This is a genomic window from Acinetobacter sp. YH12116, assembly GCF_013418895.1.
Classification (GTDB): Bacteria; Pseudomonadota; Gammaproteobacteria; order Pseudomonadales; family Moraxellaceae; genus Acinetobacter; species Acinetobacter indicus.
In genome coordinates, this window is sequence record NZ_VPBE01000012.1 from 73,289 (window position 1) to 88,351 (window position 15,063).

At 47.6% G+C, this 15,063-nt stretch carries 13 protein-coding genes; 3 read left to right on the forward strand and 10 right to left on the reverse strand.

Going from position 1 to position 15,063, the window contains the following annotated elements; genetic code table 11:
• Window positions 1-214: 214 nt before the first annotated feature.
• The 5 genes from ligA to FTU54_RS09060 all read right to left on the reverse strand — a co-directional run bounded on the left by ligA (window position 215) and on the right by FTU54_RS09060 (window position 8,551).
• Complete coding sequence (gene ligA / locus FTU54_RS09040; RefSeq protein WP_104495122.1) at window positions 215-2,254, reverse strand: NAD-dependent DNA ligase LigA; 2,040 nt, start codon at window positions 2,252-2,254, stop codon at window positions 215-217.
• A gap of 93 nt (window positions 2,255-2,347) precedes the next feature.
• Window positions 2,348-3,433 carry a cell division protein ZipA C-terminal FtsZ-binding domain-containing protein gene (locus FTU54_RS09045; protein WP_160243492.1) on the reverse strand — a complete coding sequence of 362 codons (1,086 nt, stop codon included), beginning with the start codon at window positions 3,431-3,433 and terminating at the stop codon, window positions 2,348-2,350.
• 1 nt (window position 3,434) lies between these two features.
• The gene (gene smc / locus FTU54_RS09050; protein ID WP_180046449.1) at window positions 3,435-6,887 is read right to left on the reverse strand and encodes a chromosome segregation protein SMC; all 3,453 of its coding nucleotides are present in this window, start codon (window positions 6,885-6,887) and stop codon (window positions 3,435-3,437) included.
• Window positions 6,888-6,897: 10 nt separating this feature from the next.
• On the reverse strand, window positions 6,898-7,593 hold the full coding sequence (locus FTU54_RS09055; RefSeq protein ID WP_005175922.1) for a GntR family transcriptional regulator: 696 nt from the start codon (window positions 7,591-7,593) through the stop codon (window positions 6,898-6,900).
• 148 nt (window positions 7,594-7,741) lie between these two features.
• Complete coding sequence (locus FTU54_RS09060; RefSeq protein ID WP_005175920.1) at window positions 7,742-8,551, reverse strand: sulfite exporter TauE/SafE family protein; 810 nt, start codon at window positions 8,549-8,551, stop codon at window positions 7,742-7,744.
• A gap of 29 nt (window positions 8,552-8,580) precedes the next feature.
• On the opposite strand from FTU54_RS09060, the gene FTU54_RS09065 reads away from it, so the two are divergent.
• The gene (locus tag FTU54_RS09065) at window positions 8,581-9,339 is read left to right on the forward strand and encodes a biotin--[acetyl-CoA-carboxylase] ligase (protein WP_180054485.1); all 759 of its coding nucleotides are present in this window, start codon (window positions 8,581-8,583) and stop codon (window positions 9,337-9,339) included.
• Between the two features lie 9 nt (window positions 9,340-9,348).
• On the forward strand, window positions 9,349-10,107 hold the full coding sequence (locus FTU54_RS09070; RefSeq protein ID WP_016659855.1) for a type III pantothenate kinase: 759 nt from the start codon (window positions 9,349-9,351) through the stop codon (window positions 10,105-10,107).
• On the opposite strand, the gene FTU54_RS09075 is transcribed toward FTU54_RS09070, so the two are convergent.
• Window positions 10,094-10,660 (reverse strand): alpha/beta hydrolase, encoded by a 567-nt coding sequence (locus FTU54_RS09075; RefSeq protein ID WP_005175903.1) that lies wholly within the window; start codon window positions 10,658-10,660, stop codon window positions 10,094-10,096. The two genes, FTU54_RS09070 and FTU54_RS09075, sit on opposite strands and share 14 nt — an antisense overlap.
• 171 nt (window positions 10,661-10,831) lie before the next feature.
• The gene (ffh, locus tag FTU54_RS09080) at window positions 10,832-12,241 is read right to left on the reverse strand and encodes a signal recognition particle protein (protein WP_005175901.1); all 1,410 of its coding nucleotides are present in this window, start codon (window positions 12,239-12,241) and stop codon (window positions 10,832-10,834) included.
• Window positions 12,242-12,379: 138 nt separating this feature from the next.
• Between ffh and FTU54_RS09085 the strand changes: the two genes are divergently transcribed.
• A complete protein-coding gene (locus FTU54_RS09085; RefSeq protein WP_016659852.1) occupies window positions 12,380-13,189 on the forward strand; it encodes an inner membrane protein YpjD in 810 nt (269 codons plus the stop codon).
• Window positions 13,190-13,378: 189 nt separating this feature from the next.
• Here FTU54_RS09085 and FTU54_RS09090 read toward each other — a convergent pair whose 3' ends face one another.
• From FTU54_RS09090 to FTU54_RS09100, 3 genes are all read right to left on the reverse strand, one after another.
• Complete coding sequence (locus FTU54_RS09090) at window positions 13,379-13,768, reverse strand: tautomerase family protein (RefSeq protein WP_180046436.1); 390 nt, start codon at window positions 13,766-13,768, stop codon at window positions 13,379-13,381.
• Between the two features lie 512 nt (window positions 13,769-14,280).
• Window positions 14,281-14,553: a NadS family protein gene (gene nadS / locus FTU54_RS09095; protein WP_004896911.1), complete on the reverse strand. Its 273-nt coding sequence runs from the start codon at window positions 14,551-14,553 to the stop codon at window positions 14,281-14,283.
• Window positions 14,546-14,866, reverse strand: a complete 321-nt coding sequence (locus FTU54_RS09100) for a type II toxin-antitoxin system RelE/ParE family toxin (RefSeq protein WP_004755868.1) — start codon at window positions 14,864-14,866, stop codon at window positions 14,546-14,548. Before FTU54_RS09100 ends, nadS begins: the two co-directional genes overlap by 8 nt.
• Between the last annotated feature and the right edge of the window lie 197 nt (window positions 14,867-15,063).

A 15,063-nucleotide genomic window follows, 5' to 3' on the forward strand; every position in this document is an offset into this window, starting at 1 on the left:
CTTTTCCACATAAAAAAGAATTGCTTGCGCACATTTGTCTCACTTTTCATCAGCCCAAACACACAAAGCGGCAAATTTAGAATTTTGTAACTATCAAAAACGGTTCTTATTTCTGCGGTTTTTACGATTTTACTGCTGTGCTTTCTCTGTTTTGACCTATCACCAGATTCAGGCAGCAACCACTCAATCTAGAGAGCGGTTGCCTGCTGTTCTGTTAGCCCTGGGTCTGGCCATATTCAGCCATCAGGCTCAGAAACTGATCTTCATTCATGACCGGAATACCAAGTTTCTCCGCCTTCTCCAGTTTGGAACCGGCTTTTTCACCCGCCACCAGACACTTGGTTTTACTGGAGACACTGCCACTTACCCGGGCGCCGAGCGCCTGTAGCATTTGAGTGGCTTCATCACGGCCCATTTTGCTTAAAGTACCGGTAATGACCCAGCTTTCACCATTTAACGGCTGACGGGTCGGCGCCAGCGGTGCATCCCAGTGAATACCGGCCGCCAGTAAACGGTCCAGCACTTCCAGGTTATGCGGTGCCTGGAAAAAGTCCAGAATCCATTCTGCGGTAATATCGCCGACATCCGGGGTTTTCTTGAGCGCCTCCAGATTGGCAACACGTAAGGCATCCAGCGTCTGGAAGGTATTGGCCAGCATCCGCGCGGTGGTTTCGCCGACACCTCGAATCCCCAAGGCATAAATAAAGGCACCCAGCGTGGTTTTTTTACTGCGTTCAATTGCATCGAGCAGGTTTTGTACCGACTTCTCGCCCATCTTTTCAATCTTGAGCAAGGCCTCACGATGTTCATGCAGATGGTAAATGTCCGAAACATCTTTGAGCAGATTCAGATGCAGTAATGATTCCACCCAACGATCACCCAGACCTTCAATATCCATGGCCTTACGCGAAACAAAGTGACGGATGGCCTCAATCCGCTGCGCTGCACAGTACAGGCCACCGGAACAGCGTGCCAACGCTTCGCCTTCCGGCATCACCACCGGCGAATCACACACCGGACAGCAGGCAGGTAGCTGTACGGTTTCAGCCTCCGCCGGACGAAATTCCGGCCAGACTTTTTCAACTTTCGGAATCACATCGCCGCTGCGATAGACACTGACCGTATCGCCAATCCGCACATCTAGACGATGGATTTCACCAATATTGTGCAAGGTGACATTAGACACTGTCACCCCACCCACTGCCACCGGATTCAGGCGCGCCACCGGGGTCAAAGTACCGGTACGGCCTACCTGCCAGTGAATATTTTCAACTGTAGTCAGCGCGGCGACTGCCGGGAATTTATAAGCAGTGGCCCAGCGCGGTTCGCGGCTTAAAAAGCCAAGCTGCTGCTGCTGTTTCAGGTCATTGACTTTAATTACCATGCCGTCAATTTCAACACTCAGCTGCGAGCGTTCCTGATTGATCTGCTCATAGACTTCTTGCACGGCCTGAATGCTGTCACAAACAAAATGACGCTCACCCACAGCAAAACCAAGCTGATGTAACCAGTCCAGGCTTTCGGACATGGTGTTCAGGCCATGATGCGGCACGCACTGGGCAATGCCATAGGCATAAAACGCCAGTGGACGTGAGGCCGCAATTTTCGGATCCAGCTGGCGCAAGCTGCCGGCCGCAGCATTACGCGGATTGGCAAAGGTCTTTTCGCCTTTGGCCAGATTAGCGGCATTGAGTTTTTCAAAACCCGATTTGGGCATCAGCACTTCACCGCGCACTTCCAGAAACTCCGGAATGCTGTACTCCGCTGAAGATAAGATTTTCGGCAGGTTGCGAATGGTTTTAACATTGTGAGTAATATCTTCACCGGTTTCGCCATCGCCGCGGGTCACGCCGCGCACCAGCACGCCATTGGCATACCACAAGGAAATCGCCAGCCCATCAAATTTCAGCTCGACATCATATTGAATGGTCTGGTTGGGTAAACGCTCTTCGGCGCGGCGGGCAAAGGCAAACAGTTCATCCTGGTTAAACACGTTACCTAATGACAGCATTGGTACCGCATGGGTGACGCTTTCAAATTTGCTTAAGGGCTGTCCGCCAACTTTATTGGTTGGGGTATCGGCCTGAATCAGATCGGGATATTGTTGTTCTAAGGCTTTAAGTTGATGAAACAGCTGATCATATTCACTGTCTGCAATAACGGGCTGATCCAAGACATAATAGGCATGATTATGCTGGGCTAAAATCTGGATCAATTGGCGCATTTGCGCCACCACATCTGCATGTTGAGTCATATGTTCACCATAAAAAAGGGCGGTGATCCCGCCCTTAAAAAATTTTGTCGCTTGGCCGTATTATAGAAACCGGAGGCTGTGGTTTCAATTCAGTTATGCCAGCGAAGCCTGACCTGCGCGATAATCAATCGCCTGATGACGCCAGTGTTCGCGTAATTGCGGGGTTAATTCCAGATGGTTCTGGTCATACACGGTGCCATCAATTTCACGGGCAATCAGACCGGAAATGCTGATCATGGTATCAAAGGCATTTTGCACATCGCTATGTGGCAGGGCCAAGAAAAAGGCCAGACCTTTGACCTGTTCATTCGACAGGGTTTCCAGATCAAAACCGTCGGCGCCGTTGTCGGTAATTTGCAGCACTGAGAACAGCAGTTTGGAACCATCTTCGTTATAACGGTGGAAGCAGGACATTTCACCAAAGCGCAGACCATATTTAAGCAGCACTTTCAGGGTTTTCTCCCCTGATAAAATCCGGCGTTCCGGGAAAATATTCAGGGCAATAAATGATTCTGCAGTGGCCAAAGCGCTTTCATCATCTACCAGTTGCTGTTCATGCAGATGCGCATCCAGAATACTGCTTTCTTCTTCAAATTCACGAATATCGGCTTTTTCAATCTGGCTGTTGAGGCTAAATTCAGCTGGCACAGTTTCCGTTTTTTCGGTATCTACCCCAGCTTGAGTCTGTTCAGTCAATGCTGATTCTGGTGCAGATTCAGCAGCATGGGCTACAGCAGTCGCGGCAGCTGCAGCGGATTCAGTTTGGGCAGTTTCGGTTGAGGCCTGTTCTGCCAGATTTTCTGCCTTTGCTTCTACCTCAGTCTTGGCTGCAGGTTCAGCATCTACAGATGTCGCGGCCTGTGCTTCGGTTTTCACCTGCGCTGTTTCGCTCGGCTCAGTCAGCTGCGTTTCAGTCATGGCCTGTGGCTCAATTTTGCTGTTTGGCTCGGCGGCAGCAAGATCAGCATCGCCCAAAGTCGGTTCTACGCGCTGGGCCGGTTCAGTCTGCAACTGATGACGGACATGACGCGGAATGATCGGCTGCTGGCTATCGGCATTGACCTGCAGCTCGGAGTCCAGCGAAGGTGCTGCATCGGCCGGTTTTTTCAGGATCATTCTTAAACCGAAACCCATAATAATGAGCGCGATAATAATCCCAATGATTGTGGTGATTTCCATGTTATGCCTCCGCGACTAGACCGTATTCTGTAGCATCTTCTAGATTTACGCTGACTAATTTTGATGTTCCCGGTTCAGGCATAGTAACACCTAATAAATCGGTTGCCATCGTCATTGCCAGCTTGTTATGTGTGATATATATAAATTGCACCTGTTCGGACAGTTCCTGGACCAGGTTACAGAAACGTCCGACATTGGCATCATCCAGCGGTGCATCGACTTCATCCAGCACACAAAACGGTGCCGGATTTAAACGGAAAATGGCAAAGACCAGTGCCAGTGCGGTCAGTGCTTTTTCTCCACCCGACAACAGCGCCAGTGAGCTGTTGCGTTTACCCGGTGGTCTTGCCATTAGTTTTACACCCGATTGCCAGTCATCTTCAAGACTTAAACTGGCTTCACCACCATTAAACACTTTGGGAAACAGCGCCTGCAGTTCGGTATTAATCTGGTCAAAGGTGGTCATAAACAGCTTGCGCGTTTCCTGATCAATACTTTTCATGGCCGCCTGTAACTGGGCCACGGTTTTTTCCAGATCTTCAATCTGATGGCTTAGTTCGGCATAACGGGCTGAAACTTCTTCATATTCTTCTGAAGCCGCCAGATTCACCGCACCCAATTTATCAAACTGCGCCTGGGCTTTTTCTAGCTGCTGCTGATGGGCCGTTACATCAATGTTCAGCCCCGGAATCAGCTCGCTGTTTAAGGCTTTCAGCTGTTCGGAATAATGCTGCAAGTCAGATTTGGCCGCTTGCCAAGCCAGACGTTTTTCTTCCAGCTGGCTACGCAGTTTTTCATCCTGCTGCTGCTGTTGATGGCGCTGCTCGGTCAGCTGCTGCTGTTTGCTCTGAATCTGGTTCAGTTCCAGCTGCCATTCATTCCAGGTCTGTTGCAGTTTTTCCGTCTGCTGCTGCTGCTCGGCAAACTGGCTGGCTAGTGCCGGCAATTCCAGCTGCACCGGATCGACAAACTTTTTCGCCTGCTCCATTTGTGCTGCAATCTGCTGATGCTGGGTCTTTAAAAAACCACCATCTTTTTCCAGCAGTTCCAACTGCTGTGTGGCTTGTACTGACTGGCGTCTTAACAGTTCCAGTTCCTGCTGCTGTTGCTGATATAGCTGCTGCGCCTGCTCCAGCTGTGCCGTTAATTCTTCCAGCTGGAATTGCAGGGTTTTATAGTTTGGCAGCGCCTGTTCCAGCTTGAGACTCAGCGCATGCAGATCAATTTCCAGATCATCTTTTTGCATGGCATCTTCTTCCAGCTGCTCCTCCAGTTGCTGCAGCTGATGCTGTAATTGCTGCTTCTGCACGGCAAAGGCCTGCGCGGCGCTCTGGATTTTGGCAATCTGCAGATCCAGTGCCTGCAATGCCTGCTGCTGCTGTTTCAGCTGCGCCTGTTGTTCATGAAGCTGTTGCTGCAGCTGCTGGCACTGCTGTTGGCTGATGTTAAAGTCCTGTTCGGCCTGTTGCAACTCGGCCTGTTTCTGACTCAGTAGCCCATCAATTTCTTCCAGACGGATGCGATGGCTTAAAGCCCCCTGCGCCGATAGTGAGGCTTCATCAAACAGTAAACCAATTACCCAGTCCGGCCCGACCTGATAGCCATCTAGGGTTAGAATGCTCTGCCCAGCCTGTAACTTTGGCTGTAATTGCAGCGCCTGCGCTAAATCATCAGCCAGTGCCACCTGTTGCCATAAAGAAGAAGATGGCGATTCAATCCAGTCCGCCAGACAGCTTAAATTTGCCAGCTGAATCGGTGCGTGCTGGGCAGCAGGTTTTAACTGGCGTGCCAGACTGTCCTGAAAGTTGTCATCTGCATCAAGCATTTGCGCATTCAGCCATTTGGCCAGAAACTTCTCAATTAATGCCGCATGCGGTTTGGCAGCATCGTTCAGGGTTAGCACCTGCATTAAGGCGGTGTGCTGTAACTGCTGTTTGGGGCTGTTTTTAATCAGTAGCTGATTCAGGTTTTTCTGCTCGGCCTGGAGCACCTGAATTTCCGATTTCAGCTCAGTACTGCTATTTTTATGCTGATTCAGCAGGCTGTGCGCCTGTTGCAACTGCTGTTGTTGCACCTGAATCTGCTGCTCCAGCTCGGCCAGCTGCTGGCTTAACTGGGCTTTGTCCTGGTTCAGCTGCTCGACTTCATCGTGCTGGGCCTGACTTTGCAGCGAGCTGCTCTGCTGCTGCAAGGTGTATTTTTGCTGTTCAATCCGGCTGATATTTTTTAGCAACTGTTCGCTCTGGGCCAGCATTTGCAGTTTTTGCTGCTGCTGTTTTTCCACCTGCACCTTAATCTGCTCAAACTGCTGCTGCACCTGTTGCTGCTGGGCTTTGAGCTGCTGCACAGCCTGTGCCTGCTCTTGCGTGCTTTGCTCTGCCTGTTGCAGCTGCTCGGTATACTGTTCCTGCTGGCTGAGTACTGTTTCTAGCTGCAGATCAATCAGCTGCAGACGTTCTTTGGTCTGGGCTTTCTGTTCCTGCAACTGAGCCAGCGTACTGCTGTTTTGCTGGACCAGCGACTGTTTCTGCTCCAGAGTCATTTTCAGCTCAGCCAGTTTCTTTTCAGCCTGCTGCCATTCATTCTGTAATGGTGTCGATTGCTGAATCAGACGCTGGAACAGCTCACTGGTATTGCCCAAATCATGTTCCAGCGTGCTCAGTTCGGAACGGGTCAGCTTGAACTGTTCGCCCAGTTCGGTCATCTGCACAGTATATTCCTGCTGCAAACGGCTGCTCTGCTCGCACTGGAACGATAAAATTTCAATTTTGATGCTGCGAATCTGGCTTTCTAAAGTCTTGTACTGCAGCGCAGTTTCCGACTGGCGTTTTAGAGTTTTGAGCTGGCCTTTCAGTTCACTGGCAATATCTTCCAGCCGCGATAAATTCTGGCTGGTATGATCCAGATGCAGCATAGTTTCACGGCGACGGGCCTGATAACGCGATACCCCGGCCGCTTCTTCAATAAATACCCGCATTTCTTCCGGTTTGGCATCGACCAGACGGTTAATCATGCCCTGTTCGATAATGGCATAGGAGCGCGGCCCTAAACCGGTGCCGAGGAAAATATCGGTAATATCACGGCGCCGGCATTTGGTGCCATTTAAAAAATATTCTGACTTGCCATCGCGGTTAACCTGACGTCGCACCGCCAGTTCGGTATAGGCGTTATACGCGCCACCCAGCTTGCCATAGGTATTGTCAAAGCGCAGTTCGACACTGGCCATGCCCACCGGTTTACGCTTGGCGGTCCCGGTAAAAATTACATCCTGCATGCTGCCGCCACGCAGCTGACGCGCGCTGGATTCACCCATGACCCAGCGAATGGCATCAATCACATTGGACTTGCCACAGCCATTGGGGCCGACCACGGCCGTCCGGTTGGCTTTAAAATGTAAGGTGGTACTATCGGCAAAAGATTTAAAGCCGGAAAGTTTTAAGCTGCTTAAACGCATAATGTCCCGATTAACGGCGTGAGCGGCGTGCCCAGGCCAGTTCAATTTGTTTCATACGGGTCAGAGATTCCAACACCAGATTGCGCAAGTGTCGACAAAAATCATCCATAAATAAAGAGGCTTGTTGTGATTTTCGGATTAAAATTGCATCAATTACCAGTTTAAATAGATCAAACGATTCCTGTAACTCCCGACGTGACGTATTCAGGGTTAAAAAATAGCTGCGCCGTAACGACGGCAGCAACTCTTGATAGAATTTCATCAGGTACAGATTGGCCACCATATCCTGCTGCTGGGCCAGGGTTTGGAAAATTAGGTCATAAAATTTTTCGGTATGACCCTGCCGGTATTCGGCCTCAATCTGCTCCATCAGCTTTTGCAGCTGTTCAATTTCATGATGACGCCAGGTTTCCGCAATGCGCTGTACAATCTGCCCCAGCAGCAGACTGCAGGTATCAAACAGGGCGCGCACCTGCTGGGCCGACATTTCCGATACAATCGCGCCGCGCCGCGGAAAAATTTCAATCAGATGGGTACGTTCCAACAGCAGCAGTGCCTCACGCACCGAACCGCGACTGACATCCAGCTCTTTGGCAATACGCAGTTCCTGAATGCGCTCGCCCTCTACCAGCTCGCCACTAATAATCTGCTCGCCGATATGTTTTGCAATCTGTTCAGATAAACTGTCTGTTTCTTGTTGTTGCATACTGTTCCTGTGTTATTTTTATACCATGCGCGCAGTTGCAGCGGGTCTTTCTTATTGTCTTTTTTACTGGCTTAGCGACCAAATTTCCATGACATTGTCCGACAATTTTCTGTCGCTATAGCCAATTTTTAACCACACTCTCGGGCGCTTAAAAATAAGCGCTAAAGCCTTGGTAAATAAAATACAGACCGACGGTGGTCAACAAACCTGAAAAACATTTTTTTAGCATGGCCGGTGACAAAATATGTGCAACTTTTGCGCCAAGCTTGGCGGTCATAAAGCTCATCACGCTAATGCCAATAAAGGCATATAAATGTACATAGCCCCAGGTATTCGGCACGCTCACCTCAGACTGCTGGCCAAACCAGACAAAACCTAATGCACCAGCAATAGCAATCGGCAAACCGCAGGCCGCCGAAGTGGCAACTGCTTTTTGCATCACCACACCACAACGGTTCAGGAACGGTACGGTTAAGCTACCGCCGCCAATCCCGAAAATGGCCGAGGCAATCCCAATTCCGCCGCCAGCCAGCATTTGCGCACCGGTTGAAGGCAACTGACGTGAAGGATCAACCGGGGTATTTGAACCACGGAACATGCGATAGGCCACCCACACCGCAAAGAAACCAATTACCAGCTGCAAGCCCTGCCCCGACATTAAATCGGCAATCCCGGCGCCAAAAAATGCACCCAGAATTAGGCCGGGCGCCAAATTGCGAAACACATTCCACATCACCGCACCTTTTTTATGGTGCGCCGTGACCGAACTGATGGAAGTTACGATAATGGTCGCCAGTGAAGTCCCGACCGCCATATGCATAATCACGCTAGGATCATAATTCAGCTGGGTAAATACAATGTACAAAATTGGCACAATAATTAAGCCACCGCCCACCCCGAACAGACCTGCAGCAAATCCGGCAATTGCGCCAATCAGTAAATATATGATTAACTCCATAAATTATATTCCACTATTCTCAGATTCATATGGATGTAGAGACTCGACAGTTACAACAACAGCTCAGCGAAGCCGGACAGCTTCCTGAAGTCCTCATTTTAAAACCTGTGACTACATCAACCAATGATGATGTACGCGAGATTGCTCAAAAAGGAATACAGAGCGTTCTGGTCTGTAGCGCCCGACAAACACAAGGCAGAGGACAACGCCAACGGCAATGGGTGTCCCCAGAAGGAAACGTCTATTTAAGCACATTGCTAAATTTACGAACACCCGTAGATGGCCGTTTAGCCCTGGAAATTGCCTTAAATATTTTGCAGATGCCAAGCCTGCGCCAGCTGAACCTGCAGGTGAAGTGGCCGAATGATTTATATAGCCCGCAAGGCAAATGGGGCGGTATTCTGATTGAGCCCCTGTCGACCCAGCAGGTCATTGTCGGGGTGGGGATTAATCTGGCGCCAATTCCGGCCGAGCAGATTGGTCAGCACGCCACTTCCCTGGCCGAATTGGGCCTAAATGATATTTCCCGAATTCAGCTGATTGCCGAGCTGTATCTGGCCATTCAGCAGGCACAAGAATGGTTTAACCATAACAGCTATCAACTGGCTTCACGTTTTAATCATCATGCCGCTTTTCAGCAACAGCCGGTAGAATTTGAACATCATGGCGGAGTGGCCCAGGGGCTGTTTTTAGGCATTCAGGATGATGGTGCGATTCAGATTGAAACCGCCTCTGGCGTTGAAGTGTTTTATCAGGGCCGTTTACGCCCGCAAATGTCGGGACAGTGAGCGCAGCACATGAAAAATTTATGGTTAGATATTGGCAATACCCGGCTCAAATACTGGATTACCGAACATCAGCAGATTGTAGAACATGCCGCTGAACTGCATCTGCAATCTCCGGCCGATTTACTGCTGGGCCTGATCCAGCATTTTAAAAGCCTGAACCTGACCCATGTCGGGGTATCTTCGGTACAGGACCAGAAAAACAATGAACGGATTCAGCAGATTTTAAAATTCCTGAATATTCCGGTGATTTTTGCGCGGGTACAGGCCGAATATGCCGGTCTGAGCTGCGGCTATGATATTCAGCAGCTGGGGATTGACCGCTGGTTGCAGGTGCTGGCCGTGGCTGAAGCCGACAAAGATTTATGTGTGATTAGCTGCGGCACCGCGCTGACCATTGATCTGACTCAAGGCCATCAGCATCTGGGAGGTTATATTCTGCCCAACCTATATTTGCAGCGTGATTCTTTAATCCAGCACACCAAAGGCATCCGGATTCCAGAAGCGGCCTTTGATGACCTAAGCCCCGGCACCAATACCTTGGATGCTGTGCATCATGGCATTTTACTGGGGCTGCTCAGCAGTATTGAATATGTCATGCAGCAATCCCCGCGGCAACTGGTGCTGACTGGGGGGGATGCGCCGCTGTTTGCCAAATTCCTGCAGCATTACCAGCCCTTAGTCGAACAGGACTTATTGCTGAAAGGTTTGCAGCGCTATATCCAGCATTACTCCACAGCAAACGAGTCTACACCGCTTATTCCACAATAATATGAGGCAGAATTGCCTGCCAGACTTCCACCAGTTCGGTACAGCCTTGAGAGTCAATAAAATGTCCCTGATGCTGTGCCTCAATGGCTTTGGCATCCAGGCTACGTGCCTGTTCCAGACTGAATTTTGGCAGTACCCGGTCATCGCCAGCTGAGTAAATCACCACCCGATGCGCAATCTGGCGTTTTAGCAAGTCAAAATCAATTTTACAGGCATCAATAAAAGGATTGACCTCGTCCAGCCGGCCCAAACGGCCATTAAAGCCGGCCACCAGCACCACCTGTTTAATTTTCTGGGTTTTCAGTTTCTTGGTCAGAAAGTGCAAAGTGGCAATACAGCCCAGACTATGAGCAATGAAAATGGTGTTTTCGTCAATCTCATCGATCTGCTCATCCATTTGCCGCTTCCACACTTCCAGAGTTGGCGTTGGCGATGGATCGAGTCTTAACACTTTCAGACTGGCTTTTTGCTGGTCGGCATATTCCTGAATCCAGGGAAACCAGTTTTCATCCGGACTGGCGGTATAACCATGTACCACATAAATTTGTGCCATTGTTGTGCTCGCTGTTCGTTCCTGATGCACATCAGTGTGCCCGAAACAGCGCGGCTTTCGGGTAAGCGTCTGTTGGGTTTTCTTAAAGATCACCGCAGCACGTTCGCTTGAATCGCTTAAAAATGGAGAGCAACAAAAAGGCGCACCCGGCGCCTTGTTGTTTTGAATCCCTTATTTTTTCGGTTCTTTACCACCGAACAGCGGGCCCATACCGCCGCCACCACCAAACTGCTTTTGCAGATTGCCCAATGATTTCATCATTTTTGCCATACCCGATGGATTGGCAAATTTCTTCATCATTTTGGCCATTTGCGCATGCTGTTTAATCAGTTTATTGACTTCAGACACATCCATACCACAACCGGCCGCAATACGTTTTTTACGGCTTGGGTTCATCAGGTCCGGATTACGGCGTTCTTTGACGGTCATCGACTGGATGATGGCCTCCATCTTTTTCACCTGCTTCTCTGGGTTTGCCTGTGCAATCGCATCCTGAATACCAGAGTTACTCATGCCCGGCAGCTTGTCCAGGAAGCCCATCATACCGCCCATTTTATTCATTTGCTCAAACTGCATCAGCATGTCTTCAAAGTTGAAGCTGCCGCCTTTTTGCAGTTTTTTCGCCATTTTTTCGGCTTTTTCTTTGTCGATTTTGCGTTCAACTTCTTCGACCAGAGAAAGCACATCACCCATGCCCAGAATACGCTGTGCCACACGTTCCGGATGGAATGGCTCGAGGGCATCGAGTTTTTCACCCATCCCCAGGAATTTGATTGGCTTGCCAGTAATGGCACGCACCGACAGCGCCGCACCACCACGCGCATCACCATCCGTTTTGGTGAGAATGACACCGGTTAATGGCAAGGCATCATTAAAGGCTTTGGCAGTATTGGCCGCATCCTGACCGGTCATGGCATCAACCACGAACAGGGTTTCAGTCGGGTTAATCGCTGCATGCAGCGCTTTAATTTCGTCCATCATGTCATCATCGACATGCAGACGACCGGCGGTATCGACAATTAACACATCGGCAAACTGGATTTTTGCCTGCTCAATGGCACGATTGGCAATATCAATCGGGCGTTCATTGGCATTCGATTCCAGGAAAATCGCACCGACATCCCCGGCCACTGTTTGCAGCTGTTTAATTGCCGCTGGACGATAAACGTCGGCAGACACCATCGCCACTTTTTTCTTTTGACGTTCCTGTAAGAAACGTGCCAGCTTGGCTGCCGTGGTGGTTTTACCCGCACCCTGCAAACCGGCCAGAAGCACCACCACTGGTGGTTTTGCTGCAAGGTCAAGGCTCTCGTTGGCCTCGCCCATCATTTTGGTTAATTCGTCATAAACGATTTTAACGAATGCCTGACCCGGTGATAACTGTGTCATCACTTCCTGACCTAATGCCTCTTCCTTAACTTTCGCGATGAATTCACGAGTTACAGGTAACGCCACATCGGCTTCAAGAAGTGCCATACGTACTTCACGTAACGTATCTTTAATATTGTCTTCGGTTAGCTGCCCTGAGCCAGTAACATTTCTTAAACTCTGCGTGAGTCGTTCTGTTAAGGTATCAAACATTGCAAAATCCGCTTAAAATAGCCATCAGCAAAAAAATGTTTCTTAAAATAGAAAATTTATGCATAAGATGCTATAGGATACTGTAGTTCGCATCGAATTTATATAAATGAATATTCATCATCCTGAAAAAGGTTTGACATGAGCAGTCTCCCCTTGGTTTACACGATTCTGGCATTAATCGCTTATACCACTTCGTTCTGGTATTTATTTATGCATTTAATGTCCAAGCGTGCTCCAAACCATTGGTTTATTGGTATTGTGCTGGGCTTGGGTTTATGTTTGCACGCCGCTGTGCTGTATAACGACATGCTGCTGCCGATGGGCATTAACTATAACGTGTTTAACCTGATGTCCTTTACCTCAGGCTTAATGCTGTTATTAAGTGTGCTGTTTAGTACTTACCGGCCGGTGATTGCGCTAAACCTGATTGGGATTCCAGTGGCCGCAACCGGCCTGATTCTGGGGCATTCCTTTAGCGGTTTAAACCTGTTTGTCGAAAACAATTCTTTAGGTCTGGATATTCATATCCTGCTGTCGTTATCGGCCTATGCGGTCTTGCTGATGGCCACCATTCATGCGGTCTTGCTCTGGTTTCAGAACCGGGAGCTGAAAAACAAACAGAAACGCCGGATTTGGGTGAATTTGCTGCCACCGTTTCAGGCCATGGAAGAGCTGCTGTTTGATATGCTGATTGCCGGCTTTATCCTGCTGACGCTGGCATTGGGTTTTGGTTTCCTAACCATTGATAACTTCTTTGCCCAGCACTTAGCGCATAAGACTGCCTTTAGTATTATTTCCTGGTTTATCTATGGCGCGCTGCTGTTGGGCCGTTATAAATTTGGCTGGCGTGGCCAGAAAGCCATTCGCTTTACCATTATTGGCTTCTTCTTGCTGGCGCTTGGCTTTATTGGTTCCAAGTTTGTGTTACAGATGATTTTGGGCAAGTAAGATGCTTTTGTTCAGTTTGCCACATTAAAAGCGTGGAACAGTGATTAAATAATAAGCGTGAAACATGATAAATTATTAAAAAAGCCCAAGTATCCGTACCTGAGCTTTTCACCATACAATAAGACTATGATTTATATGGAATAAAAAATAGTATTTCGTATAACGTGTATTATGTTAATTTTAGGAAATTTAAACATTTACCTTATAATTTAACTGTAGTTCATCCGCATTTTCCCCTCTAATGCCCCAGTTTTCTTTAGGGGTTTCAAATATAGTTATCTCAACATCATTTAAATCAATACCACATAGATTGTTTATATTTTCGAATAGAGTCTTAATAAATGCTTTTTTAGTCTCTTTTGTTCGTCCATCGAACATGGAAATTTCAATAATTATATAAGATGTACTGCGGTCTGCTGGATATATAAAATTTTTGGATTGTAGTGGAATAAAACGTTGAAACCTTTTTTCTTCAGGGTATTTTAATTCTTTAACTAAAGCCTGATGGATAGCTTTACTTAAATTATCACGATGTAATTCTATAGTTTCATCTAAAGCATAAATTTTTATCTGTGACATTACTTTCTCTAAATTAAAACCCTAATTTTAGCTTAATCTCCTCCCTCCCATTTAACATAATGGCGATTATACGAAATGCATTTGTATAATAATTTAAAAATCAATTACTTAGAATTTTAACCGTGATCACAAAAACAGCAGAAATCAACTTTTGTAATAAGTTGGTGAGTTTTTAAGCGGATCTGTAACATTTCGCCAGTAAAATTGACTAAAAAAACGATCAATTTGGCAAGCAGAGCCCATTTCATCGGCTTTCAGGATCCGAAACTACCCCCAATTGCTGTGGATAAAATTTAGCCTATTTTGTAGGTTAGAACGCACAAGAATATCGGCTATTTGCGGCTATTCTGAAAACTGGAGTTTTCCTATGATGAACTCATCAGGAACAGGAAGTTCCATAACATAAAACAAAAATTATAAGTTATTGCACATGGACCAGAGGGTACAACAGCACAATCAGCAACGATGAAAAACCCCGGCAGGATGCCGGGGTTTTTTTATTATCTAAACTTTTAAATCAGAGTTGGATGGGCATCCAGAATGCGAATTAAAGTCGCTGCAGGACCAGTCGGATAACGACGGCCTTGTTCCCAGTTTTGCAAGGTTCTCGCACTGATATGTAAACGTGCAGCAAACTCTGCCTGGGTTAAGCCAGTTTTCTCACGTACTTCTTTAATATCTGGTAATTCAAGCTCAGTCACTCGGCTTGCTTTCATTTCATTGCGTTTGATGGCACCAGCTTCTTTGATTGAAGCAACCAGGTCATCAAATAAGTTGTTATCCATGAAATTGCTCCTTCACTAATTGACGTAGGATCGAAGTCTCTTTGTCTGTCAGATTATCTTTCGTAGACTTTGGATAAGCCACTAGGAAAAATATCTGATCATCTTCTGTGACCCAGTAATAGATCACACGGATACCGCCACTTTTACCTTTATTACCTTGAGCACAGCGTACTTTACGAATGCCACCGCCATTCTTGATTAAGTCACCTTTATCAGGCTGTACCAAGAGATCTTGCTGGAGCTGACGATACTCTTCATCACTTACAAGCTCTTTGATTTGCTTGGTAAAAATACTGGTTTCAATGAATAGCATAGGTTTGAGTACGTCAATGGCGTATAAGAATTTTAGCAGTTTTAGAATAAAAAAACGAGAGCTGTGAACTCATTGCTGTCCCACAATTTTTCACAAGAGGAAGCTCATTTGAGCTTCCTCTTGTTTTATGGGTATTTTATCGGGTGAAAATAAAGCTTTTAAAGTTCTTCTTTCAAACAAATTCACTTGAATTATTC